Raw genomic sequence first — 23,105 nt, forward strand, 5'->3', positions numbered from 1 at the left:
ATAACCACCGACGTCACCTTGATCACCATTCGAAAACTTTAGATGAAAAAGCTAATAGTTCCGGTAGTTTACCTACAGTTTTATTTTGAGAAATTGCGTAAACTGCTAAAGATCTATTCAATGTTGCTCTATTCATTGTCGAAACCGTATTCACTAACGGCAAGGCAATTGAGCACCTAAAACTAAAAAGAAAATACTTCGAAAAGGATTCATGTATGAAGGCGTCAGTGGTAAACCGAATCCGGTTATCCGGTAAAGTGGTGATGGCAACAAGTGGTTTGGCGTTATCCGGTTTTGCTTATTGTTCCACTCCAGAAACTATTGGAGACATTCAGTTCGTCGACCCAAACTTTTCTGATTGCTTTTCTGGCTACGAAGCGTCTTCACCAAATATTTTGACCGAACTCGACTGCTCCAACAATAACATTAGCTCTGTGGAAGAAATTAAATTTTTCCCTGCACTAGAAGACCTGATTCTCCTAAATAACAATATTAAAAGCGTCGATACTACACATAATCCAAAGCTCAAACGCCTGATCTTGGCGAACAACCAATTGACAGATATCGACCTCTCTCATAACCCAGAGCTTGAAACTCTGACTGTTTCAGAAAACAACCTGACACAGCTCAACATCAACAAGAACTCGAAGCTGAAAAGTCTCTACGCCTACAAAATGCCTATAGCAGAAATAGACGTTCGCCACCTATCACGGTTGCGTGACCTTGGATTCAGTGCCCATAAACTGACAGAACTTAACGTTAGCCAAAACTCCGAACTCAAGACGCTCTTTCTTGGAAGTGGCAGCCTAACTACGATCGACTTAAGCCATAACCCAAAGCTTTCACACGTATCTCTTCAATCAAACCAATTGCAAGAGATTGATTTGTCGAAAAACGCGAATCTTAAGCACCTTAACGTGCGCAATAATAAGCTCACCAGTTTGGACTTAAGCCAGCAGACACAGCTGCAAGAAGTTAAAGCAGACTATAACCAGTTAGCTGAATTCCAATTGGGTAAAAACCCAGACTTAACGTCACTAGAGCTAAACAATAATAAATTGACCAAACTGGACCTGACTCAACAACTGGCCTTGAAGAAGTTCACGGCATTCAACAACCCACTTTATGATATTGCATTGCCTAAAGGTCATGAGTTTGATCTGTTTTCAGTAGAGGGTTCACCTTATGCCGCTGCTCTAACAACGACTTCTCAAGCAAGCGAAGAGAAAAACATCTCAAACCTACTATCTCCTCGTGTCAGCATCATTGAAGGTGGTGTAATAACGCAAGAGGGAAATGAGTACACCGTGACTCCAACACAAATGGTGATGCCAAAACTCGGCCAGTACATTGGCTTTCGATACTCGGTTACGTTGCCCAAGAATGCACAGGGTGAAGTAGAGCCTAGCCTTGCAAAAACCAACAAATTCCCAATTACCGTCCGGATGACTCATCCAAAGATTGTCGATCCTAAAACGGGCAAAGGGTTCACCGAATCCACTTGGCCTGACACCATGTTTAAGCATGATCGTAACCTCGCGATGTGGTATTTCGGCGATAAAAGCGAGCTGATGTCCGGCCGTTGGAAACTCGAGATACTTTACCGCGATAGCGTGATAGCAAAAAAAGCCTTCCAGCTAGTCAATATGGATGATCCTAAAGAACTCTCTTCAATCAAGGAAGCTCTGGTCATGCAAAACTTATTCAGCAAAGGTTCTAGTTATGTTTGTAAAGAAACCGCCTTTCAGCGCTGTTTTGGGTTCGATAGTACTAGTAAATGTGAGCAAGCACTTGAGCCTTATACCAAGAGCTGCCAGTCAGTAATGGCACGAGAAATCAAAAAACAAAAGGGCAAGTTTGACAGTAAAGACGCTCTGAAAAATGCTTTTCTCTTTTATACAGGGTGTTTAATGGGGACCTACGCAGAAGAAAATCATTTCGAGCGAACAGAAGTACTTCAATGTATGAAAAGTAAATAAGGTATTTTTGAATAGAGCCTCCCATCAAGTGAGGCTCTAGTGCCGTTAAACATCTACCCCTGCTTCATCCTCTTCTACGATATCCGTTTCTTGGCTCGCCTCTTCCAGCCATTGCTGTAAAGCTTCACTTGCTAGCACCTTCTGTTGGTAGGCTTTGGCACCTTCCGATAGCTCTATGCCATAAGTTTGGAAACGCAATGCCACTGGTGCATACATGGCATCGGCGATTGACCACTCTCCAAATAGCCAACCATTCGGATGCTGCTTGGCTTGTTCTGCCCAAATAGCGTCAATGCGTGCAATATCTTTACGTGCACCCTCCGTTAGATCGACTTTTCTGCGCGCGCGAATGTTCATTGGGAGTTCGTTTCTTAAATCAAAGAACCCCGAATGCATTTCTGAGGCAATGGCGCGTGCTTTAGCTCGTTCTGCAGACTTACTTGACCATGCTCTACCTTGCAAGTATTGCTCGTTAACGTATTCCAAAATCGCTAATGAATCCCACACGGTTGCACCACCATCCACCAAGGTAGGTACCTTCGCGGTTGGTGTAATACCTTCCAAGGTTTTGTAAAAATCTTCCGTGAATAATTTGAGCTTGGTGACTTTCACATCCAGTTTGAATTGAGAAAAGATCAGCCATGCGCGCAGTGACCAGCTTGAGTAGTTTTGGTTAGCAATAAACAGTTTCATGACGCCTCCATGCGGTTCGTGTTTTGAGTACCCATTCACAATATCTGATTGTATTTAATGGGACTAACGGATAGTTTTGATGAAACACTTCAACAAAAACGATGGATGAGTTTTAGATATGGATATCGATGCGTTACGCAGCTTTCTGGCTTTTGTCGAAACGGGCAGTTTCACTCGTGCAGCCAAGCAGATCAATCGCACCCAATCAGCGTTCAGTGCACAAATGCGTAAGCTGGAAGACGAACTCAGCGTCAGTTTGTTTGAAAAAGAAGGTCGCAACCTAGTATTGAGTGAAGCAGGATTAGCACTGCGCTCTCACGCCGAGCAATTGGTCAGCTTGCACAATCAAGCGCTGAAACAAGTGAAACGTTATGAGAATAAGCGCCCTCTACGCTTGGGTTGCCCCGAGGATTACAACGACAATATCCTGCCTAAAGTCATCCGCGTATTACAGCAATCTGAGCCAACATGTTCGATTCAAGTCTTCAGTGAGCCGAGCATCACCTTGAGAGAAAAACTTGATGAAGGAAAGCTTGACGCCGCTATTGTGACAAGAGCACCGGACAGTGAGGAAGGTTACTGGCTAGCAAGTGACAAAGGCGTGTGGATTGCTCATCCTGATTTTGACATCGAGCACGCCCAACCTCTCCCTCTTGCCCTTTTCCAAACCGACTGCAAATACCATGCGGCAGCGGTAGACGGGTTAACCAAACGTGGTATCCCTTATCAACTACTGGCGTGTTGCAATACGGCCTCGGCACAACGAGCGATTGTACGTTCAGGCATGGCTATCGGTGCGATGGGCAGTATTAGCGTTAGCGAGGATCTTAAGATCTTAGACGATATGCCATCGCTGCCTTCCGTGGATATAGTGCTGGTCACGGGTGTTGAGCCTCATCCAATACTGGACAAAGAATGCTTGGCGCAATTGGTTGAGTTGATGGCTTGAGCTTTAATACGATACAAATAAAAAATGCCCCTGCTTGAGAGTCAGTAAGCAGAGGCATCGTGAAATTGAATGTGACGTTAGGAATTACGCAGCTTCGAACGCCAATGCTTTCTTCTCTACCTGACGGAAAATGAGAGTCAGCACACCATTCACCGTTAGGTAGAACGCGCCTGCAATACCAAATACCGTCAACGTATCGTAAGTTTGCGCGTTAATGCGCTGCGCGTATCCCATCAGATCCATAATCGTAATTGTGCTTGCTAGTGACGTACCTTTGAAGACCAAAATCACTTCGTTCGAGTAAGCCGGAACAGCACGACGAATGGCGTATGGCAACAGCACTTTCAGTGTTGCCGTTTTGTTCATACCCAGAGCACGACACGCTTGCCATTGGCCAGAGGGAATCGCGTTAAACGCGCCTTTGAACAGCTGAGTACTGTACGCCGCGGTATTCAGTGCTAACGCTAACATCGCACAGAACCAAGGTTGGCTTAACCATGTCCAAAATACACTTTCTCTCACAGCATCAAACTGACCCGGACCGTAGTACACCAAGAAGATCTGTACTAACAAAGGCGTACCAGTAAACAAGGTAATGATGCCACGACTTACCCAATGCAAACCCGGAGTACGTAGGATCAGAGTCAGCGTCATCATCAGAGCTAAGAGACAGCCCACCACTAAAGAAGCGGCAGTCAATTGGAGGCTAGTGCCTAAGCCATCCAGCATTTGCCAAACGTGTTGTTCGTTCATGCGGTTGCCTCCTGTCCCATACTCATGCCTTGAATTGAGAACTTCTTATCAATCAGCTTGACGGCACGTTGTGTAATCAAAGTAATGCCTAAGTAAATCGCCGCTGCAGTTGCGTACCATGTAAACGCTTCATGGGTCGCTGCAGATGTTAGCTGTGCTTGCTTCAACAAATCCGTTACGCCAATCAGTGATACAAGCGCGGTATCTTTCAGCAGAACCAACCATTGGTTAGTTAAACCTGGTAGTGCGTGTCTTACAGCTTGTGGCAAAACAATGCGAACGAAAGCGTGTGCTTGACTGATGCCGAGTGCACTTGCTGCTTCTCTTTGCCCTCTTCCAACGGCTTTCAATGCGCCACGTAGAGTTTGAGAAGCATAAGAAGCGAAGATCAACGATAACGCCACCACGCCAGACAAGAACGGGCTAACTTCAATAAAGTCGCCGGTGATTAAAAACAGAACCTGCGTCGAACCAAAATAGATGAACAACACGACAAGGATTTCTGGCAAGCCACGCACAATCGTCACAAACGCCGTCATTGGCCATTTAACGAAAACGCGGCGAGACATTTCACCACTGGCGAATACCACTGCCAGAATCAAACCGACTAAAAGGCTTGTGAATGCTAGCTGGACAGTCATCCAACTAGCTTGAACAAGCGATAAAGAGTAACCCGTTAGTGCCATATTACTTACCGAAGTACTTGTTGTAGATTACGTCGTATTCGCCGTTCGCTTTCACTGTTTTCAGTGCCGTGTTCAGCTTGTTCACTAGCTCGTCGTTACCTTTGTTTACTGCGATACCGAAACCGTTACCGAAGTATTTAGGGTTAGTAACGTGCTCACCCACGTACGCTAGGTTGTCTTCTTTCTTGAACCATTCCGCTACGACTGCTGTGTCACCGAATACAGAATCAATACGGCCATTCTTCATATCAATGAATGCGTCTTGGTAGCTTGAGTAAGGAACCGCTGTTACACCTGGCATTTGCTCAATCAGGTAACTTTGGTGTGTTGAACCGTTTTGAACACCTACACGCTTACCTTCTAGTGCTTTTTGGTCAGCCACTTTTTCTTTGATAGAAACAAACGCTGCTGAGTTGTCGTAGTAAGGGTCAGAAAAGTTCACTTGCTCCAAACGCGCATCAGTAATATCCATTGCAGAGATAGCCGCATCGTAACGCTTGAATTTTAATGCAGGGATCAGGCTGTCAAAAGATTGGTTGTGGAAGGTACATTTTGCTTCCATTTCTTTACATAGTGCGTTCGCCAGATCCACATCAAAACCTTGGATTTGGTTGTTTTCATCCATGTATTCGAACGGTGCGTAAGTCGCTTCCATCGCGAATTTGATCTCTTCTTGTGCTGCTGCATTTGCTGAGACAAGACCGATTAGTGAAGCTAGTAAAATCTTTTTCATTGCAATACTCCGTGTGTACTTAGTGGGCTGACACTCGCAATGACAGCCGAGCTTATCTGTTAAATAGACTGAACTTTAAAAACGTAATTTAGTGATTTAGGTAATCGGCAAACTGAGTGGTTTGCGGATTAACAAATGCGTCGTGCGTGCCGTGTTCTACGATGTGTCCTTGTTCTAGGTATAGAACATGGCTAGCGATTTTCTTGGCGAAATCCACCTCGTGGGTCACAACTACTTGTGTAATTCCGGTTTCGCTTAAATCATTAATGATTTTGACCACTTGGTTCGTGATTTCAGGGTCAAGCGCCGCGGTAGGCTCATCAAAAAGCAAAACTTCTGGTTTCATCATCAGCGCGCGGGCAATCGCCACACGTTGTTGCTGACCACCAGAAAGTTGCATAGGCCATGCATCCGCTTTGTCTGCCAAATGCAGCGTCGCGAGAATTTGCATTGCCTGCTTCTTCGCTTCTTCTTTATCCATGCCAGAGACTTTTACCGGAGCCTCAATCAGGTTCTCCATCACTGTCATGTGTGGCCATAGGTTGTACTGCTGGAACACCATGCCCACTTTACGACGAAGCGCTAAACCTTGCTTCTCTTTGATTTCAGTTGAAAAGTCGAATGCGTCATTAGTGATGTTTAACTGGCCGTTATCCGCCCCTTCAAGAAGGTTAAGAACACGTAGTAGAGAGCTCTTCCCTGCACCACTTGGACCGAGTAACACCAGCGTTTCACCGCTTTCACAATTAAAACTGACATCGTGTAGAACTTGGGTATCGCCGTAAGACTTATTGATACTTTTAACTTGAATACTCATGCTGCCATACTGCATTAATTGTCACCTGGAGCTTATACTAACAAGAAAGAGATTTTATGCAATAAAAATGTATAAAAATTTAGATTGTTAATTTTTTGTATAAGAAACAACCAGCTCAGCAGAGTATATGACTGGTGCAATGAGTGAGGTTTTAACGGTATTTGTTGATCAAAAAAGCCCACAATTTCGCTAGCTTAGAATTCCATTGGAGACTTAAACTGAAGCTCTGCAGCGCTATTGATTGAGAGCATCATTCCGAAAGAAAGTGACTGGTTGCATAAACACCTTTCCCTCTCATTCTGAGAAAGATCTCGCGTAGCAAATCCCCTATCCTTCAAGATTCAAAATTGAGAATGCCCATACTTACTTTAGAAGAGGCTGATCCACAAAGATTATTCGAACCATAAAGAATTTATAAAGCAGTTACATTCCGGCCATTTCTTGAATTGGTCATACCTATCGCTAATACTTTTCTCGTATTTTGACTCGCAATTTGAGTTATCGACGTTTTTGATAGGGACAAGTCAATGATGAAGCCATATCGTTCTGCGCTGCTTGCGCTTGGTTCTTTGAGCCTTCTTTCGCCTACTATTTGGGCCAGCACTGCGCTCATATTACCTGGATTACATGAGCAAGGTATCGATTTGCGAGATACTCCTGTTTCCGCTGCCGCGGCACTTGAATGGGAATTGGATAATGCCGATGTTGTATTTGGTGCTTATCAAAACAAAAGTGATAACGAACGCGTCAACGCCATTGGTTACATGTACAACCAAAAGCTAGAGCTCAATTCGAGTTGGCTGGAAAACACAATTCGTAATCAAGCAGACTTAAATGGCATCGATTACGAAGATTACTTTCTGCATTTTTCTGAAGACACCATCATTGCAGAAGTCGATACAACCCATGGTGAAAACACGTTACTCAATCGAAAACCAATGATTGTCGGTTATACAGCAAGTGCCGACCATGCCGGTTTTTCGCTCTACCAGCAACCGCCTTGGGATGCAGATGTGTTTGAACAAACCAATAATGGTGGCGCATTGTATGTCTACCATTCCGAGCAGTTCGACCGCTTAGTATTTAAATTCTCTCAGTTCGCTCAAGGCGGCACTTTCAAGATTGAGTACCCTTCTGCTGCCAATGCATTTGGTCAAGTATCGCAATGGAAAAGCGTCAATATTAAGAAAGACAAAACCGAAAACATGACCAAGAACCAAACCGTCATTTGGTCGGTTCCTTCAGATTGGATTCGAGCTACCACCCATGATGGTAGCGGATTGAGCTATGGCGGTGGTCAGTATTTTGGCTCGACGTTTTTGCGCGATGGAGGGCGTTTATACGCGATTAAAATTACTTGGCAAGGTGACAACGTCGATCATCGCCCTCGCTTAAAAGAAGTGAAGTTAAAAAACACCTTCAAGATCGTTAACCTGTCCGATGCACCAACAACAACGTACAACGGTCAATCTATTGAAGGGTGGCGGGAAATCCGTGGTTTTGACAAATCAGCAGACTTAAATCAAGACAACTATCTCTCTTGGAGTGAGTATAAAAATCGCACGAACAAGCAAGCCACTGCCCGCTTCCGATGGGAATCTCGCGTGATCCCATTTGGTCGTATGTGGAACCAAAGCTCATCATGGGCACTGACCAATCTTGCCAATCCACAATTTGCTCAAGCAATGCATAATTATTATCAAACAGAGTGGGCACAACAAGGTTTGAATGGTGCTTACAATGACGATACGAACAAACTCATCGGTCCCAATCAGTTTTATGTTTACTCTGGTGGTACTGTTGAGGAACTAGGCTTTGTGGCCGGTAGTGAAGATGCCGATGAGCTCTATAAAGCACAGTTCTCGGCATTTTTAAACAAACTCGCGACACTGCACGTAGATTCGTTGATTGGCCTAAACATTGGGACAGCAAATCTGTACGGAAGAAATGGTCAGTCACACTTAATCAACGCCGGTTCATTGTATCTACGTGAGCACTATCTATTTCCTTCTACGGGCTTTAGCGGCTATGCCGGTTTAGCCAAATTTTGGGATAATTCAGCTCTAGCCAAAGCCGATCAAAAGGTGATTTTTCAAGCGACAACTCGTCATGGTCGCGTTCAATACTTTGGTAACACGGAAGAGAATTGGAAACAGGACCAATATTCTGCACTGGCCGTGTTCTATTTAAACCATCATCCTGACCGTAGCTACTTTAACCAATGGAACAGCAGTTATCAGTACGGAAGTAATAACACCACAGCCGATAACTTTTGGAAGGCTGGTGTACCAAAGAATATTGCTTATCAACCTAGTGCATTGCTTGCTATCGATTTAGGAGCCCCAGCGAATCAAGTCCCAGAGAATATGATGGCGACCCCGTTAATGATGTCCACCAGCACGCCTACTCCTTCGGATTACACCGTCATTGGTGATTCAACTATGAATGAAGTCGTTCATGCCGATCTTCCTGATGGGTTAGCTTACGTATTGCCTACCTATACATTCTTTGCTTATCAGTCAGAAACCAATGTAGTCCCTCAAGGCCCAACAGAAATGGTGTTAGCTCGTGAGTTCAGCAAAGGCCGTGTGTTATATCGCACTGACTTTTTCGGTAAAAGTGCAGACTATTTCTCAGCGCCGAAAATCACCATCCATTTAGATAAGCCAATGAGACCCGTAGACAAGGACGGCAACGTTGGTGACTACGTGTCGCAAATCGAAATCGGTGGTTACGAAGGTCTGTTCTTGCTGTATTGATAATAGTTTTTTAATCCTTCTTCCTGTCCTACCAACAGTCATTATCAAATCATTTTTGACAGTGACTCAAAGACAGCGCTGTTTATCCCTCTTCACCACAAGCCTACTATTTCCATCACAAAGCAGTGCATGACTCTCCTTCGCACTGCTCTATAGTAAGGATTTCAATATGACTGGTACTCACGCGTCAAAAACGATAAAACTTGGTGTCACTAACCTCTCTTTCCACCGCGTTACCGCTTCTCTTGTTAGCCACGTGCTCAATGATATGGGCTTTGAGGTTGAGCGCGTTTATTCACCCCATGAAGAGAACTTTTCAAAACTCAAATCCGGTGAAATCGATATGCTTTCTTCGGCTTGGTTACCATCAAGTCACGGCATTTACAAAGCATCGGTAGAGGAAGTACAACCCTTGCTAGAACTGGGCTTACACTACGAACCATACGCGCTTTGGGGTGTGCCCTATTACGTGCCTGAAGAGTTGGTATCAGAAGTAAGCGACCTGACGAAACCAGAAGTCGTAGCGAAGATGAAATCGGATATTCAAGGCATCAACCCTGGAGCGGGCATCACGCGCTTTTCGATTAAGATGATGGACGAATACGCTCTGACCGAAGCAGGTTACCGTTTCCATACGGGGACGGAAGAAGATTGCTTTACTGCATTTGAGAAGGCGGTAGAGAACAAACAATGGGTTGTCGTGCCACTTTGGAAGCCTCAATTTCTTCACTATAAGTACGCAATTCGAGAAATCACAGAACCAAAAGGTTTGCTGGGTATTGTCGATAAAGCCGTTTTGCTATTGCGCCAAGACAAACCAGAGAAATTTACTCAAGATGAGTTGAGCAGACTGGACGCGTTACGTTTCTCAAACGACATCATTGCGGAATTGGATTACAAAATCAGTCGTGAAGGACGAGAGTTAGACACGGTGACACGTGAGTGGTTAGACAACCAGATCTAACAAGCTTTACGCGGTTTATAGTGCTTTGCCTTGCTTCCATTGTCACATTACTACATTGCTAAATTGCATGGCAAAGCACGTTAACTTAGTACATGGTGTTCCCGTTTGCTGACTCTTTCGGGATTTCTTGCAAGGCATCCCAGTGTTCGACAATCTTGCCGTTTAAATCAAAGCGGAAGAAATCCATCGTTACGTATTCCACGTCATCAGGCCACGTTTGGTGCGTATGCAACGCTACTAAATTGCCCTCTGCGACTGCGCGAACAAATGCAATGTCTTTTTCTGGGTACTCTTCCTGCATTCTCTCGAAGTAAGCGATAAAAGGATCAGGACCATTACCCACTAACGGGTTGTGCTGAATATACTCGTCCCCTACGTAAAGCTCGACCGCTTTTCTTGGATTTCCTCGATATGCCATCTCATAGAAAGCAATGGCATTACGTTTGTTCTCTTCAATGTCGATTTGCAAGGTGCTCATGGGTTTCTCCTATTCAACTCGCGATCGTCTACAAAGCGTAGTCGAGAATTAAAGCGCGGAGCATCTCCCTCGTAACGAATAAACAAAAATGCCGCACTGTGTCGTGCGGCATTTAGAGTTTGATGAGAAGTAATCTTTATGATCAGTTGGTCGTTTTCTCAAACCTTGCAACAAGACTGGTTTGGTCGAAATTACGATAACCTCGCACCATAATGCTGAACGTTCCTGCGGGTTTATTTAGAACACATTGTTCATTGCTCCCATTTTGGAATGGACGACAATCAAAGTTACTGACTGACACTTGATCGTTGTATTTCACAAAGAGATCCGCATCGCCACTTCTTGGCCCAGACAAGGAAATGGTCACCTTACCCTCCTCTTGAGTTTCAAAACTAAAGAACTGTTCCTCTCCATAGCCTGCTCGTAAATTCTCAACAGGTTCACCATCTTGCAAGGGGGTCACTCCTGTCGTGCTGTCCATGCTTGATTCAATCAAATAGGCGATAGCAAGCTTTGCAAAGTTGCTGGCATGCGAGGCGGTCGGGTCTGAATTTTCCAACGTATCAAATTGGGTATGAATATTCGGGTTGTAGTCTTCAAACAAACTTTCGAATGGCATGGCCGCTGGATAGCCAGCATTGTGCCAAGAGGCATGGTCAGAACAAGCATACCCGCAGCGATCAAACTGGTAGGTAATTTCAGGCGTGTACACATCAATCAACTCAGACAAAAATGCCGTGAGGTTACTGTCCGTATAATCGGTGATGAATGTAATATCATGCGCAGAACCGCTGTAATTGGTCATGTCTAATTGCAACACGGATAGCACGTTGGCTTTTTCGTCTTTCAGTATTTCAACGATGTCTTGCGAGCCTCTCAGCCCAACTTCTTCTGCGGCATAGCCATAGAATTTAATGGTTCTGTCTGGTTGGATACCGCTGGCAATCATTAAGCGAAGTGACTCAGTCACCGTTGCAATACCCGAAGCATCGTCATCGGCGCCCGGAGAAATGGTTCCCTCTTCTGTCCATGCGCCAGCTGTAGAGTCTAGGTGTCCACCCACGACAACAATTTCTTCTGGATATTTCGCACCCAGCAACGTCACTTCGACGGATTTTTGTGGGTAGCCGCGATGGGAAATTTGTTCCGCAGAAGCATAAGAGACTCCTTCAATCTCTTGGTTCCAACGCGCCAGCAACCAATCAGAGGCTTCAACACCCGTTGCGGTGGTATAAAAACGATTGGTAAATGACGTCATGCCTTCTATGGTCTTCACCAAGTTCGTCGGCTCTACTTGATTGATGAGAGCCTCAACCGTGTCATGATGGCTGATCATCGGTTTGTTAAACGTCTTCAATGTGGTTGGCATGGTTGCGGCTTTCAATGCACTGGCTTTGTCTGGGTGCACCATATAACCACCACAGCGGTGCTTTTCATGATGCATGTGACTGGATAGCGTCGCTAACTGATCTGGCGATATTTTCGCGACCACGGCGGGACGAGCACCAAAGAAATCAGAATAAACCGTGGCTCCATGTTTGGTAATCAGATCCAGCGCATCCGCATCGGTGGTGATCCAAACTTGTTCTTGCTCGATCAATTCATTGGCTACAACACTGCTGCTCAACGTACTGCTCAGCAATGCCAATGCAAAAAGAGTCTTTTTCATGTTGGTATTTTCCTTTACTAACCTTACTGACGAAAAAAGGGCCCCGTCTGGAGCCCTTTGCTATTGCGTTGTTATTTGTTTGGTTTGATGAATCGGTAACGCTTGGTTTCAGAACATACGTTGCCCGAAGTACACACTTGGTATTCCACGTCGATAGTGCCGTTGTGCTCAAACTGGTCGACGTAAGACTTAAAGTCTGTTGCACCAACGTTCTTACCGTTACGTTTAACAATGAAGTAATCGTTGGTGTCGTACTTCCAAGACAACTTCACGCGAGCCTTACCATTCGGGAATTTGTTACCAAAGTTGAGCTTCAGCGGGAACGCGTCTGTTTGGCCTTCTTCAATCGTCACCGTTTGTGTGGTTGATGTCGCACTGCCTGCATCATCCGTTACGGTTAACGTCACCGCATAATCGCCTGCTGCGGCATAAGTGTGCGTTACCATTTCGCCAGTTTGCGAACTGCCGTCACCTAGGTTCCATTGGTAAGAAACAATGCTGCCGTCGCTATCGCTACTGGTGCTGCGAAGTGTCACAGTCTTACCAGAGACAGACTGATCAAACGCGGCGACTGGAGGAAGGTTTGCACTGCTATCGTCGTACGTTGCCGTGAGTTCTGCGTTGTCATACTCAGCGTAGCCAAATACGTTCACGGTATAGCGACCTTGCTCTGGGTTCTCAATCACACAAACTTCATCACTAACAGACAAGCTAGAACAAATGTTTTCATTCGAGCTTGGTGCATAATCTAAACCAACGTAAATGTCTGGGTCACCGTTTGGCACCGTTAGATTGATCGTAAGTTGAGGTTTGCCTTCCGGCACTTCGATATCAAAATAGGTTTTCGACCCAGTTGCGCCATCTACGGTCACTGATTGACCGTTTTCAAGACGCTGATATTCTGGCTCTGGCGGCAGTGGCGGCTCAGCACATGGCTCAACACCGACAATGCCGAATGCATCCATAACCGCAGAGGAGTCATACCCTAAGTCGTTTGCTGCGTTCTTGACGCCACATGCGCCTTGCCAAAAGTCACTATCTTGTGACCAGTAGATTTGGTTCGCGAGCACAAACAATTCAAACGCCTTTTTGGTATCCCAACCCGATGTCGTTGCTAAGTGGTAGAAGGCTTTGTTGAAAACACCCGAGCTGTAATGCACATTCAAACCATCATAGTAGTCTTGTGCATGGTTGATGGAAGAGCCATCTCGTGAAGGATCATCCATGTAACGCAATGCACCATCCTCTTTAAAGATGTCTTTGCCGACCATCCAGTCATTCTCGCCCTTCATGTAAAACTCGGCAGCTTCGCCAGCCATATCTGAAAAGGCTTCATTCATACCGCCAGATTGATTGGCATAAACCAGCCCCGAGTTTTGCTCGGTAAAGCCGTGGCTCACTTCATGAGCTGAGACATCAAGGCTGACCAATGGGTAGAAGTAACTCTCACCGTCACCAAACGTCATTGCTTGGCCGTCCCAGAACGCGTTTTCGTAACCCGTTCCATAGTGAACACGCATCATCAGTTTAAAAGTAAGTGGCGCAGTATCGAACCAGTTTTTGTACATATCGAACACGATATTGCCAAAGTAATGGGCATCGTTCAGTGGAGAGTAAGCACCGTTTATTTCTTGGAATTCATTGCGCGGACACTCATAACTGTATGGTGTAGAACCTTCAGTTGCACCATTTAAGTTAACCGTGACAACGTTCTCCGATTCCATTACACAGTTGGTGCCATCTTCTTGTACGTCGAGGTAATGATAGTCGGTGCCATACTCATACATGCCTGTTTTATCGTTACCACCAGGACCTGTACCGATTTGCGCATGAGCAATCCCTTCCCAACGATCAATAACTTCGCCGCTGTGCGCATCTAACATGGTAAATGGGCGAGAAGGTTGAAGGCTGTTTGCGAGCAGGTAGGAAACTACGTAAACCAATCGCGTTTTTTTACCATCTTGATAAATGAATAACTCATCTTCGACATTTCTTAGAAACTTGCCTGCGATACCTTTATTCTCAAGGTTCTTTGACGCAACTTTTAACGCTTCTGCTCGGTTCAATTTAGGCTTTACAAAGCTTCGGTCTAAATCGTTTACACGTAAATAATCGCCTTGTACGGCCTTTAAAGCACCACCTTTAAAACTTTGAGTCGCATTAAGCGAATGCCCCCATACGGGAATGCCCCAAACATTTTGTTGAATCTTTACCTTGTAAATACCACGCTTCTTTAGGTAGATGCTCTTAACTTGTTTAAAGCTAGATGCATTATTAACACCTAATTGCGAATTAAGCCCAGAGAAGTTGGTAAAGTTCACTGGCTTATTTAGTGTGACTGATTCACCTGCATGTACTGACATCGTCATTACACCTGCAACAGCGATAGCTATCAGACGTTTCTTGATTTTCATTTATCTATCTCCTTGATGTATTCGAGTCGAATCTATCAGAAAAAAGCACACCGAAGTCGATAATTAAAATCAATAAAATAGTTGTGATACATCACTTAAACAAATTCATGCAACTGGTAAAAATAAAAATTACAAATTTATGACAATGTCTTTTTTTAGGAAAGAAGATCTCATTTATAAAATGAAGAAATATTATTTTTATCACTAGATATTTTTGTTTAAAAATATTGTTTGTTTTATCCAATTATGAATAAGGCATACTACTAACACTAAATGATTAGAAATACATAAGGAGGGTCAATACTGAACCAAGCGGTGAAGTTAGCATAATTGACTTTATAATTTCAAATACAAAAACCAATAATCAAATATCACTCTTAAATTCAGAATGAATGCCATCCCAATTAAAAACCACCACTGAGATTATGATTATAATCGCACTAAAGACTGTTTAATTTAAATGACTAAGTAATACTAAAGTAGATACCAACTACTATAATCCACATTAAAATAAAGGTCATTAGTCGAAAGTAGTCAACATAGAGAATATAAAAACAATAGTTCTGAATAGATAAATTACAAATAAGATAATAACAAACAGGTTTTAAACAATAGGTAAAAGGATAGATTTATTAAAACCATTAAAAACAAAGACTATGTTTATTGATAGGACAAAATCAAACAAAGTGGATATAAATATAACCACCAAAGTTCGTTATATTTAATAATATTAACAACGGTGGAGTTACCTAAGGAAGAGAGCAACGTTAAGAAAATAAAAAAGGCTACCCTTGGGTAACCTCACACTTTTATTCGTTAATGCATCAATATCAAACTAATTCGCCTGCACCTTGAATAGAACGTTCACTGTTCTCGACAAGGAAAACCGTAGCAGTTTGCTTTAACGTCTCCCACTCGACATCTTCAACAGTAATACCCTCGTCCCAAGATTGCTTTTGTGCACGGCTCAGTTCTTCCCCTTCTATGTGGATGGAGTACCCTTGTGAGCTTGCTTCGATATCAAAGTCATTGACGGAGAGCTCAATTGTCATGCTGTGGTAATCCGTACTGTGATCTTCCACTTGGTCAGAGAAAAAAACCTCTGGTGCAATATGCCCTCGGTTAAGTACATACAAGGTGCGTTTTGGGCTAGTCCCGTTTACCCATTGAGCACGACAGGCAATCCCCTTTGCTGAAAGCCTTGCGAGCTCACTGTATGCTAACCATCGATTGTGACATTGTTTGAGTGTAATGGTGACCGATTTCGTGTTAATCATTTTCTCAAGTGCAAAGTCCAACACTGCAGGCAGATGACATGCGACGCTACCATTATGCAATTCGATTTCGATGCTTGAATCCGTAGTTCCTGTAATAGTCACTGCACAATCGGAGTCCAAATTAAGGAATAAACTCGCGTTGTTAAAGTGACGAACACCATTCAAACCAACCATCTGTAAATCGGCAACCATATTGGCAATCACATCGGCTTCACCACAATGGCGACGCATACCAAGAAAGGCTTTGTTTACTGCTGCTACCAGCTCGTTATGCGAGACGATCATAATGCAAAACCTCCACTGATTTTTTGATTGTCACTTTGCGCGATTTCTTCACGCTCGGGCATGATGGGAAAGATCCATGTATCGTTATAAGCTGGGTGACGAACCTCATCCAAGAGCGGCGCGCCTTGGAAGAAGGTTACGCGCACCCATCGGTCTGAACGCGGGTCAAACTTGGTCGCGCCAAACACAGCTAGCTTGCAGCGTAGCAAATGCATTGGCAGCGCATCTTCTCGCAGCACATTCATTTGGATGTCGCCCATTTCACGGTTACCAAGGGTCCATACTCGTCGTGTAATCGCTCGGTATTGCGGATTTTGCAATAAGAATTCCGCAAGTGATATTTCAGGCAGACATTTCAACAATGCATGGTAGTAGCGATTAACTTGTCGACCTATATCCAGTGGCAGCTCTCGCTCTTCACCAATCTCCTCACCTCGAACTCCCATTCGCGGCTCTTCTTTATCTTGTGAACGATACCAAAACCAATAGTTATTTTCTGACAGTGTGTAATCGGCATCAATAGACCAACGATATTTGCTTTCTAGCACCTGAAGAACATCTTGAACACACTTCCCACCCGGAATCGACAAAGATTCATCGGTATTCATTTGGTTCTCAAATTCATCCACCAAAGACGGGTACAGCTCGATCAAACATGATGTTAGGATTTCTTGGGCTTCCAAACTCATTGTTGTCGTTTGTTCGATCAAGCCTCCCCAATTGATGTGATTCGAAATCAAAGCATTTAGATTAATTTGTAACGCTTTAATGTCTTCTATCGCTTTATAATTCAATTGGTCTTGATGTTGATTGATGGTAATCACTTGCTCTAAGTGGCGCTGCGCTTTTGCCAATAACGCGTTTAGTGGCGATTCTTGCTGAGTCTCGCAAGGCATCGCAAACACTTGAGCAATAGCACGTTCGCGCGACGTCATCCATTGGTCAACGATACAAGGATGGTTAATAAGGTATGGTGCCATGCCCAGTCCTGTTGCGTTCCCCACACCAAGATAGCGCTGTAACCCACGATGTAGTGCGACGGCATTATCGCCACCCTGTTGTTGCGCTAAGTAATGAACCCAATCTAGGCTGAACTCACGCAATAGATACACGGCACACATTTGCGCACTGAACGACTGATTGAAATCGGGATTGTTCTCAAGCAACTTGAAATCTGCAATACCAAACTTACCATTTCCATACACCGCGGTCGTACGTAGGATGTACCCTACTTCCGCCAGTTCTTTCGGCTCGGGTTGTTGGCCTTTAGATAACGCCGCAACAATATGTTCAAACACGCGTACGCTCTTATTCGCTCGCGCTAAAACTAGTACATTATTTGGGTTTCGTCCGGCTTCCTGCAAAGGAACATTAGCTCTTAACTGCTCTAAAAGTTCGACATTTACGTCGCCTTTCACTAACGCGAATGTCACGTCCCATTTCTCTGCAATGACTCGGTCATTACGCTCTTCATCGGCAATTTCATCGCAGAAGACAACCAAATGATAAACGTATTCTGGCGTCGCCAGTTTGTAGATCACATGGCCAAACCCTCTAGGGCAAAGTTGCCATTCATGCTTGTTGACTTGCCACTCTTGGCTCGCCATTTTACGAATCAGGCTTCGTACAAAGCTAATTCGGTTTTGGTGCATAGCCCCTAGCCTTTCTGGCGCCATGACAATAGCAGCGTCGCGTAGTGTTGTTTCAGTGTAAGTAGAACGATGTGCATCCATTTTGCTCACCACCTATTTTTTATTGTAAGAATATAGACTTATGCGGATGCAGGAGGAATCACCCGCACAAGCTCCACGTTATTGTTTATCAGTTATGGGTTATCGCTTTTTAGCGACTTATAACCCTTGTTCTTTTGCCATCTTGATAGCAATTTGTGGCGCGTTCCAAAGTGATGGCAGCAAAATAAGCGACACAGGAACTGCCGTAATGACAATGAAAGATTGCAAGGCAGAGATACCGCCAGACCCCAGCGAAATCAAAATCAATGCGGTCACACCCATCGCCACACCCCAGAAAGTACGAATGATGGCATTCGGTTCCGTTTCCCCACTGATGACGACGCTGATGGTATATGTCATCGAGTCACCCGTCGTTACGATAAAGATGGTGGTAAGAATCAAGAACAAGATAGAAATCAGCATCGGCATTGGCAGTTGTTGTGTTACCGCAAGCAATGCTCCAGGTAAGTTAAAGCCTTCAAACGCGGCACTGACACTGCCAGGGTTTGCGATCTCAAACGCTAGGCCAGAGCCACCGACAATGGTGAACCAGAAACACGTTGTAAGCGGCGCGATGATACTGATGGTCGTAATCAATTGACGAATACTTCGACCGCGGGAAATGCGTGCGATAAAGATCGCCATCATTGGCCCATAGCCTAAGAACCATCCCCAGAAGAACACTGTCCACCAGCTCAACCAACCTTCATCACCACGGTAGGTCGCCATTGGGATAAAGTTGTCCAACATACTACCTACACCTTGAATATAAGCATTAAAGATGAAATCTGTCGGACCGAATATCAGGATGTAAACCATCAACGCCATTGCCAATATTACGTTGTATCGGCTAAGCATTTGCATACCACGATTCAGACCACTTAATGCTGAAACGGTGTAAAGTACGATGGCAAACAAAATGATGATCAATTGCGTGGTAAAGCCATCTGGGATATCAAATAGCACATTTAACGCGTAGCTAACCTGCAAACCTAAGAAGCCGATTGGACCAATCGTCCCTGCCGCTACAGCAATGATGCAGCACGCATCAATCAAAGCACCTGTTTGGCCTTTCAGTGCGCGTTCACCCAATATTGGGTAAAGTAAGATACGAGGTTTAAGCGGTAAGCCTTTATCGTAGTGGAGGTGCATCACCACGATAGACGTCAAGCTGCCAACAATTGCCCACGCTAAGAATCCCCAGTGCATGAAAGACTGTGATAAGGCATTCACCGCACCTTGCTGTGGATTTTCTTGTGGGCCATACAATGGCGGCGGACTCACGTAATGCGCAATTGGCTCTGCAGCTGCCCAAAAGACACCACCACCCGCTAGTAAGGTACAAAAGATGATTGCCATCCAGCGGAAGCCGTCCATTTCAGGCTTGGTCGTTCCACCTAACATCACCTTGCCTGTTCGCCCTGCTGCCAAACCAAGACCAATAAGAAAAGTGAGAAGAAGCAGTAATTGCCAATATGGACCGAAGACTTTTACCGACCACGCGAATCCAGTATTAACCAGTGTTGAAAGGAGTTCTCCATCATACAGTGCGATGGCAACGAACAGGGCAATAAAGCCGCCGCTATACCAAAGTGCGGGATTACTAAGCCCCAACTTATCAGGTGAGTTTTCTTTTGCTGTTGTGTCGTTGTGATTTGCTTGTGACTTCTTTGATGGCACGCTCATCGTTGAAGCTTTCACGCTATTGGTTAAATCAGACATACTCTGACTCCAGAGGTTCATTGCAGCTGCCATTGAACGGCTACAAACAGTGACTTTAACACCCGCCTATTATTGTTTTTTAACGGGCTATTCCTTGTTTAGTTGGGTTAGCTCTCTCTTGCCTCCAGACCTTCTGTGAGGAAGTTGAACCAGTTTTCACCCAGAATTTTTCCTGCCTCGGATTCAGTAAATCCGTGGCGCATTAAGCCGTTGTAAATGTTTTCCATGCCTTTGCTGCCGCTGAACCATGGCAACGCATCTGGCCAACCAGAGTTGTTTGCTGAGCCTTCGCCATAATCCATAGCTTTCGACCAACGACCGTTGCGCATCCACTCAAGCACTTGCTGTGGTTGGTTTAAACAAAGATCACTGCCGATACCTAAATGATCCACACCGAACAGGTCAGCAGTTTTCGCGACCATTTGGCAGAAATCTTCAAGTGTGCACTGGCTACCATTTGGTAAGTGGAATGGGTACAAACTAAAGCCAATCAAACCACCTCGTTCGGTGAGTGCTTTGATGACGGTATTCGATTTGTTGCGCAGCGCATCGTGAGCAAAGGTTGGATTCGCGTGGCTGATACAAATTGGGCGAGAAGAAAGGTCAATCGCTTCCAACGTTGAGCGCTCTGCGCTGTGGGACATATCGATGATCATCCCGACACGGTTCATCTCTTCGATGGCTTGTTTACCAAAACGCGTGACACCAGAGTCGTTCTGCTCATAGCACCCTGTCGCCAATAAGCTTTGGTTGTTGTACGTCAGCTGCATAATCAGCAAACCTTGGCGACGCATGACTTCTATTAAGCCGATTTCATCGTCAATTGGGGAGCAGTTCTGCGCACCAAAAAAGACACCAACCTTACCCTCGACCTTTGCTTTCTCGACGTCAGCCATCGAGTAAATAGGCATAATCAGGTCTGCATTTTGTTCGAATCTCAGGTTCCATTCGGCAAAGCGAGTTAAGGTCTCACGTGCATTCTCATGATAAACGATCGTTGCATGTACAGCCGTAATACCGCTCGCCTTCAGCGTTTGGAAGTATTCTCGATCCCAATTGCAGTACTGCAATCCGTCAATCACAATCCGTTGTTGGTACATAACCACTCCTTAAACGTTAATGAGCCTTTAAGGTTGGGCAGCGGAGTCCTCGGCTGCCCTATTTCACTTAATAAGGACGTTGATAAGCGGTTTTCACCACGGTGTAGAACTCTTTCGCGTACTGACCTTGCTCGCGTGGACCAAAGCTCGACTCTTTACGACCACCAAACGGCACGTGGTAATCCGTACCCGCGGTTGGTAGGTTGACCATCACACAACCAGTTTGTACCTGCTGTTTGAAGATGGCGCTGTTACGAAGGCTTTGTGTGATGATGCCGCCCGTCAAACCAAAGCGAGTATCGTTCGCTACAGCAATGGCTTCATCCAAATCAGAGACTCGAATCACACTCGCCATCGGTGCGAACACTTCTTCTTGGTTCACTTCCCAACTGTTTTGCGTATTGAGGAAAAGGGTTGGTGACATGTAGAAACCGTCATGTTCCAAATTCAAGCGCTCGCCACCGAATGCTAACTCTGCGCCACTTTGGCGTGCTTTCTCAATCCATTCGAAGTTGGCATTCAATTGGTTTCCATCCACAACGGGTCCCATGAACACACCGTCTTCTAAAGCGTGACCGACTTTAAGCTCACTCATTCGTTTGATCAGTGCTTCAACGTAGGCATCGTGAATGCCATCCATGACGACAAGACGAGAAGACGCGGTACACTTCTGACCTGCTCCAGAGAAAGAGCCTGCAATGGTCGCTTCAACTGCGATTTGAATGTCTGCATCATCAGCAACCACAAGTGCGTTCTTACTGCCCATTTCTAGCTGGCAACGGACAAAATTCGGTGCCGTTGCTGCCGCTACTTTACGTCCTGTATCAACAGATCCGGTAAAGCTCACGCCGTTTACGTCTTTCGAGTTGATAAGCGTGTTACCTACTTGCGAGCCACTGCCCAACACAAGGTTGAACGTGCCTGCTGGTAAGCCTTGTCGATGGATAATTTCAGTCAATGCAACCGCACTTGCTGGCGTTAGGTTAGCGGGCTTCCACACGACGCTATTACCAAACGCAAGCGCTGGCGCGATTTTCCATGCAGCCGTAGCGGTTGGGAAGTTCCAAGGGGAAATGATGGCGATAACGCCAACGGCTTCGCGAGTTACCTCAACGGAAACGCCTGGACGGACGGAAGCCGCGTTATCGCCAATTTGACGCAGCACTTCAGCCGCAAAATATTGGAAGAATTGACCAGCACGGTAGATCTCACCGCGACCTTCTGCAAAAGGCTTACCTTCTTCACGAGAAAGCAACGTACCAAGTTCATCACAACGGGCAATCAACTCATCACCAATTGCTTGTAATACCGCTTGTTTACGCTCAATTGGCGTTTTTTCCCATTCGGGCTGTGCAACTTTAGCAGCTTGAATCGCTTGCTCTACTTGCGCTCCACTCGCCTGTGCAAAGTGACCTAAATTTTCACTGATGTCTGAAGGGTTAATGTTGGCAATCGTATCAACGCCCGATTGCCATTCGCCTGCAATATAGAGGGATTTTTCTGCTTGAACATTATTGATAAAAGTCATTGCTCTGTCCTTGTTCTTCCTGACGTCCAGTGGTCTTCCACCAGTTCATTAATCTGACTTACAAAACCAACTAAGTATTGGCTCTGTGCTTTTATAATTTACTCGGGCTGGCTCGCCGATGCGTACACCACAAATTCCACCAGCATTTCTTCGCGAGCTAATCCTGCTACCACCATCGCGGCACGGTTTGGATAAGGCGCCTCAAAATACTCCGCGTACACTTGGTTAACCGTTTTGAGATATTCACGATCAGTCACGTAAATCAGTACTTGTAAAACGGAGTCTAACGATTCACCCGCGCACTCTAAAGTATGGACGAGGTTATTGAAGGTTTGGCGTGTTTGCGCTTCGATACCGCCCTCTACAACAACACCTGTATCATCAATCGGAATTTGTGCCGTGTATAAAGTGCCATTGTTAACGATGGCCCACTCGAGTGGTGCTTTAGAAGCAAACAATGCGGTTTTGACTGGGTATTTTTTCGTAGAAGTATTCACGTGCCTTTCAACCTTTGTAACAACCTTGTTTCAAGATAGTTAAATACTGCACATTGACAGGCGATAAAT

General features: G+C 45.0%; 18 protein-coding genes. 4 read left to right on the forward strand and 14 right to left on the reverse strand.

Going from position 1 to position 23,105, the window contains the following annotated elements; genetic code table 11:
• The first annotated feature begins 215 nt into the window (after window positions 1-215).
• Window positions 216-1,979, forward strand: a complete 1,764-nt coding sequence (locus L1076_RS01935; protein ID WP_237303027.1) for a DUF3859 domain-containing protein — start codon at window positions 216-218, stop codon at window positions 1,977-1,979.
• A gap of 45 nt (window positions 1,980-2,024) precedes the next feature.
• Here L1076_RS01935 and L1076_RS01940 read toward each other — a convergent pair whose 3' ends face one another.
• Window positions 2,025-2,672 carry a glutathione S-transferase family protein gene (locus L1076_RS01940; protein WP_237303028.1) on the reverse strand — a complete coding sequence of 216 codons (648 nt, stop codon included), beginning with the start codon at window positions 2,670-2,672 and terminating at the stop codon, window positions 2,025-2,027.
• A 118-nt stretch (window positions 2,673-2,790) separates the two neighbouring features.
• Here L1076_RS01940 and L1076_RS01945 point away from each other — a divergent pair, with 118 nt between their 5' ends.
• Window positions 2,791-3,621 carry a LysR family transcriptional regulator gene (locus L1076_RS01945; protein WP_237303029.1) on the forward strand — a complete coding sequence of 277 codons (831 nt, stop codon included), beginning with the start codon at window positions 2,791-2,793 and terminating at the stop codon, window positions 3,619-3,621.
• A gap of 84 nt (window positions 3,622-3,705) precedes the next feature.
• On the opposite strand, the gene artM is transcribed toward L1076_RS01945, so the two are convergent.
• The 4 genes from artM to artP all read right to left on the reverse strand — a co-directional run bounded on the left by artM (window position 3,706) and on the right by artP (window position 6,610).
• Window positions 3,706-4,374 (reverse strand): arginine ABC transporter permease ArtM, encoded by a 669-nt coding sequence (gene artM, locus L1076_RS01950; RefSeq protein WP_005388569.1) that lies wholly within the window; start codon window positions 4,372-4,374, stop codon window positions 3,706-3,708.
• Window positions 4,371-5,060, reverse strand: coding sequence for an arginine ABC transporter permease ArtQ (gene artQ, locus L1076_RS01955; RefSeq protein WP_005388570.1), 690 nt, complete (start codon window positions 5,058-5,060; stop codon window positions 4,371-4,373). The genes artM and artQ overlap by 4 nt, the downstream gene beginning before the upstream one ends.
• Window position 5,061: 1 nt before the next feature.
• A complete protein-coding gene (locus L1076_RS01960) occupies window positions 5,062-5,793 on the reverse strand; it encodes an arginine ABC transporter substrate-binding protein (protein ID WP_005443853.1) in 732 nt (243 codons plus the stop codon).
• Window positions 5,794-5,881: 88 nt separating this feature from the next.
• Window positions 5,882-6,610 carry an arginine ABC transporter ATP-binding protein ArtP gene (gene artP, locus L1076_RS01965; RefSeq protein WP_343231840.1) on the reverse strand — a complete coding sequence of 243 codons (729 nt, stop codon included), beginning with the start codon at window positions 6,608-6,610 and terminating at the stop codon, window positions 5,882-5,884.
• 530 nt (window positions 6,611-7,140) lie between these two features.
• On the opposite strand from artP, the gene L1076_RS01970 reads away from it, so the two are divergent.
• Both L1076_RS01970 and L1076_RS01975 read left to right on the forward strand, forming a co-directional pair.
• A complete protein-coding gene (locus tag L1076_RS01970) occupies window positions 7,141-9,369 on the forward strand; it encodes a hypothetical protein (protein WP_237303271.1) in 2,229 nt (742 codons plus the stop codon).
• 169 nt (window positions 9,370-9,538) lie between these two features.
• Complete coding sequence (locus L1076_RS01975; RefSeq protein ID WP_237303031.1) at window positions 9,539-10,333, forward strand: glycine betaine ABC transporter substrate-binding protein; 795 nt, start codon at window positions 9,539-9,541, stop codon at window positions 10,331-10,333.
• Window positions 10,334-10,418: 85 nt separating this feature from the next.
• Here the strand turns inward: L1076_RS01975 and L1076_RS01980 are convergent, their stop codons facing one another.
• The 9 genes from L1076_RS01980 to L1076_RS02020 form a co-directional block, all read right to left on the reverse strand.
• On the reverse strand, window positions 10,419-10,811 hold the full coding sequence (locus tag L1076_RS01980; protein WP_080764979.1) for a nuclear transport factor 2 family protein: 393 nt from the start codon (window positions 10,809-10,811) through the stop codon (window positions 10,419-10,421).
• A 142-nt stretch (window positions 10,812-10,953) separates the two neighbouring features.
• Window positions 10,954-12,480 (reverse strand): M28 family metallopeptidase, encoded by a 1,527-nt coding sequence (locus L1076_RS01985; protein ID WP_237303032.1) that lies wholly within the window; start codon window positions 12,478-12,480, stop codon window positions 10,954-10,956.
• Between the two features lie 71 nt (window positions 12,481-12,551).
• Window positions 12,552-14,894: a M4 family metallopeptidase gene (locus L1076_RS01990; protein ID WP_237303033.1), complete on the reverse strand. Its 2,343-nt coding sequence runs from the start codon at window positions 14,892-14,894 to the stop codon at window positions 12,552-12,554.
• An 830-nt stretch (window positions 14,895-15,724) separates the two neighbouring features.
• Window positions 15,725-16,456, reverse strand: a complete 732-nt coding sequence (locus tag L1076_RS01995; RefSeq protein WP_237303034.1) for a DUF3726 domain-containing protein — start codon at window positions 16,454-16,456, stop codon at window positions 15,725-15,727.
• On the reverse strand, window positions 16,453-18,189 hold the full coding sequence (locus L1076_RS02000) for a hypothetical protein (RefSeq protein WP_237303035.1): 1,737 nt from the start codon (window positions 18,187-18,189) through the stop codon (window positions 16,453-16,455). The genes L1076_RS01995 and L1076_RS02000 overlap by 4 nt, the downstream gene beginning before the upstream one ends.
• Before the next feature lie 117 nt (window positions 18,190-18,306).
• The gene (locus L1076_RS02005; RefSeq protein ID WP_038866535.1) at window positions 18,307-19,911 is read right to left on the reverse strand and encodes a BCCT family transporter; all 1,605 of its coding nucleotides are present in this window, start codon (window positions 19,909-19,911) and stop codon (window positions 18,307-18,309) included.
• A gap of 107 nt (window positions 19,912-20,018) precedes the next feature.
• On the reverse strand, window positions 20,019-21,011 hold the full coding sequence (locus L1076_RS02010; protein ID WP_045405162.1) for a membrane dipeptidase: 993 nt from the start codon (window positions 21,009-21,011) through the stop codon (window positions 20,019-20,021).
• Window positions 21,012-21,078: 67 nt separating this feature from the next.
• Complete coding sequence (locus L1076_RS02015; RefSeq protein ID WP_045405160.1) at window positions 21,079-22,539, reverse strand: aldehyde dehydrogenase family protein; 1,461 nt, start codon at window positions 22,537-22,539, stop codon at window positions 21,079-21,081.
• 98 nt (window positions 22,540-22,637) lie between these two features.
• Entirely contained in the window at window positions 22,638-23,036 is a 399-nt protein-coding gene (locus L1076_RS02020; RefSeq protein WP_237303036.1) for a Rid family hydrolase, read from the reverse strand.
• Window positions 23,037-23,105 lie beyond the last annotated feature (69 nt).

It is taken from the genome of Vibrio sp. MMG023, assembly GCF_021654215.1.
GTDB lineage: Bacteria > Pseudomonadota > Gammaproteobacteria > Enterobacterales > Vibrionaceae > Vibrio > Vibrio jasicida.

What these genes read in the sequence shown, in the direction of transcription:
- L1076_RS01935 (WP_237303027.1), top strand. Translation starts at nt 216, where the DNA reads ATGAAGGCGTCAGTGGTAAACCGAATCCGGTTATCCGGTAAAGTGGTG.
- L1076_RS01940 (WP_237303028.1), bottom strand. Translation starts at nt 2,672, where the DNA reads ATGAAACTGTTTATTGCTAACCAAAACTACTCAAGCTGGTCACTGCGC.
- L1076_RS01945 (WP_237303029.1), top strand. Translation starts at nt 2,791, where the DNA reads ATGGATATCGATGCGTTACGCAGCTTTCTGGCTTTTGTCGAAACGGGC.
- artM (WP_005388569.1), bottom strand. Translation starts at nt 4,374, where the DNA reads ATGAACGAACAACACGTTTGGCAAATGCTGGATGGCTTAGGCACTAGC.
- artQ (WP_005388570.1), bottom strand. Translation starts at nt 5,060, where the DNA reads ATGGCACTAACGGGTTACTCTTTATCGCTTGTTCAAGCTAGTTGGATG.
- L1076_RS01960 (WP_005443853.1), bottom strand. Translation starts at nt 5,793, where the DNA reads ATGAAAAAGATTTTACTAGCTTCACTAATCGGTCTTGTCTCAGCAAAT.
- artP (WP_343231840.1), bottom strand. Translation starts at nt 6,610, where the DNA reads ATGAGTATTCAAGTTAAAAGTATCAATAAGTCTTACGGCGATACCCAA.
- L1076_RS01970 (WP_237303271.1), top strand. Translation starts at nt 7,141, where the DNA reads ATGAAGCCATATCGTTCTGCGCTGCTTGCGCTTGGTTCTTTGAGCCTT.
- L1076_RS01975 (WP_237303031.1), top strand. Translation starts at nt 9,539, where the DNA reads ATGACTGGTACTCACGCGTCAAAAACGATAAAACTTGGTGTCACTAAC.
- L1076_RS01980 (WP_080764979.1), bottom strand. Translation starts at nt 10,811, where the DNA reads ATGAGCACCTTGCAAATCGACATTGAAGAGAACAAACGTAATGCCATT.
- L1076_RS01985 (WP_237303032.1), bottom strand. Translation starts at nt 12,480, where the DNA reads ATGAAAAAGACTCTTTTTGCATTGGCATTGCTGAGCAGTACGTTGAGC.
- L1076_RS01990 (WP_237303033.1), bottom strand. Translation starts at nt 14,894, where the DNA reads ATGAAAATCAAGAAACGTCTGATAGCTATCGCTGTTGCAGGTGTAATG.
- L1076_RS01995 (WP_237303034.1), bottom strand. Translation starts at nt 16,456, where the DNA reads ATGATCGTCTCGCATAACGAGCTGGTAGCAGCAGTAAACAAAGCCTTT.
- L1076_RS02000 (WP_237303035.1), bottom strand. Translation starts at nt 18,189, where the DNA reads ATGGATGCACATCGTTCTACTTACACTGAAACAACACTACGCGACGCT.
- L1076_RS02005 (WP_038866535.1), bottom strand. Translation starts at nt 19,911, where the DNA reads ATGTCTGATTTAACCAATAGCGTGAAAGCTTCAACGATGAGCGTGCCA.
- L1076_RS02010 (WP_045405162.1), bottom strand. Translation starts at nt 21,011, where the DNA reads ATGTACCAACAACGGATTGTGATTGACGGATTGCAGTACTGCAATTGG.
- L1076_RS02015 (WP_045405160.1), bottom strand. Translation starts at nt 22,539, where the DNA reads ATGACTTTTATCAATAATGTTCAAGCAGAAAAATCCCTCTATATTGCA.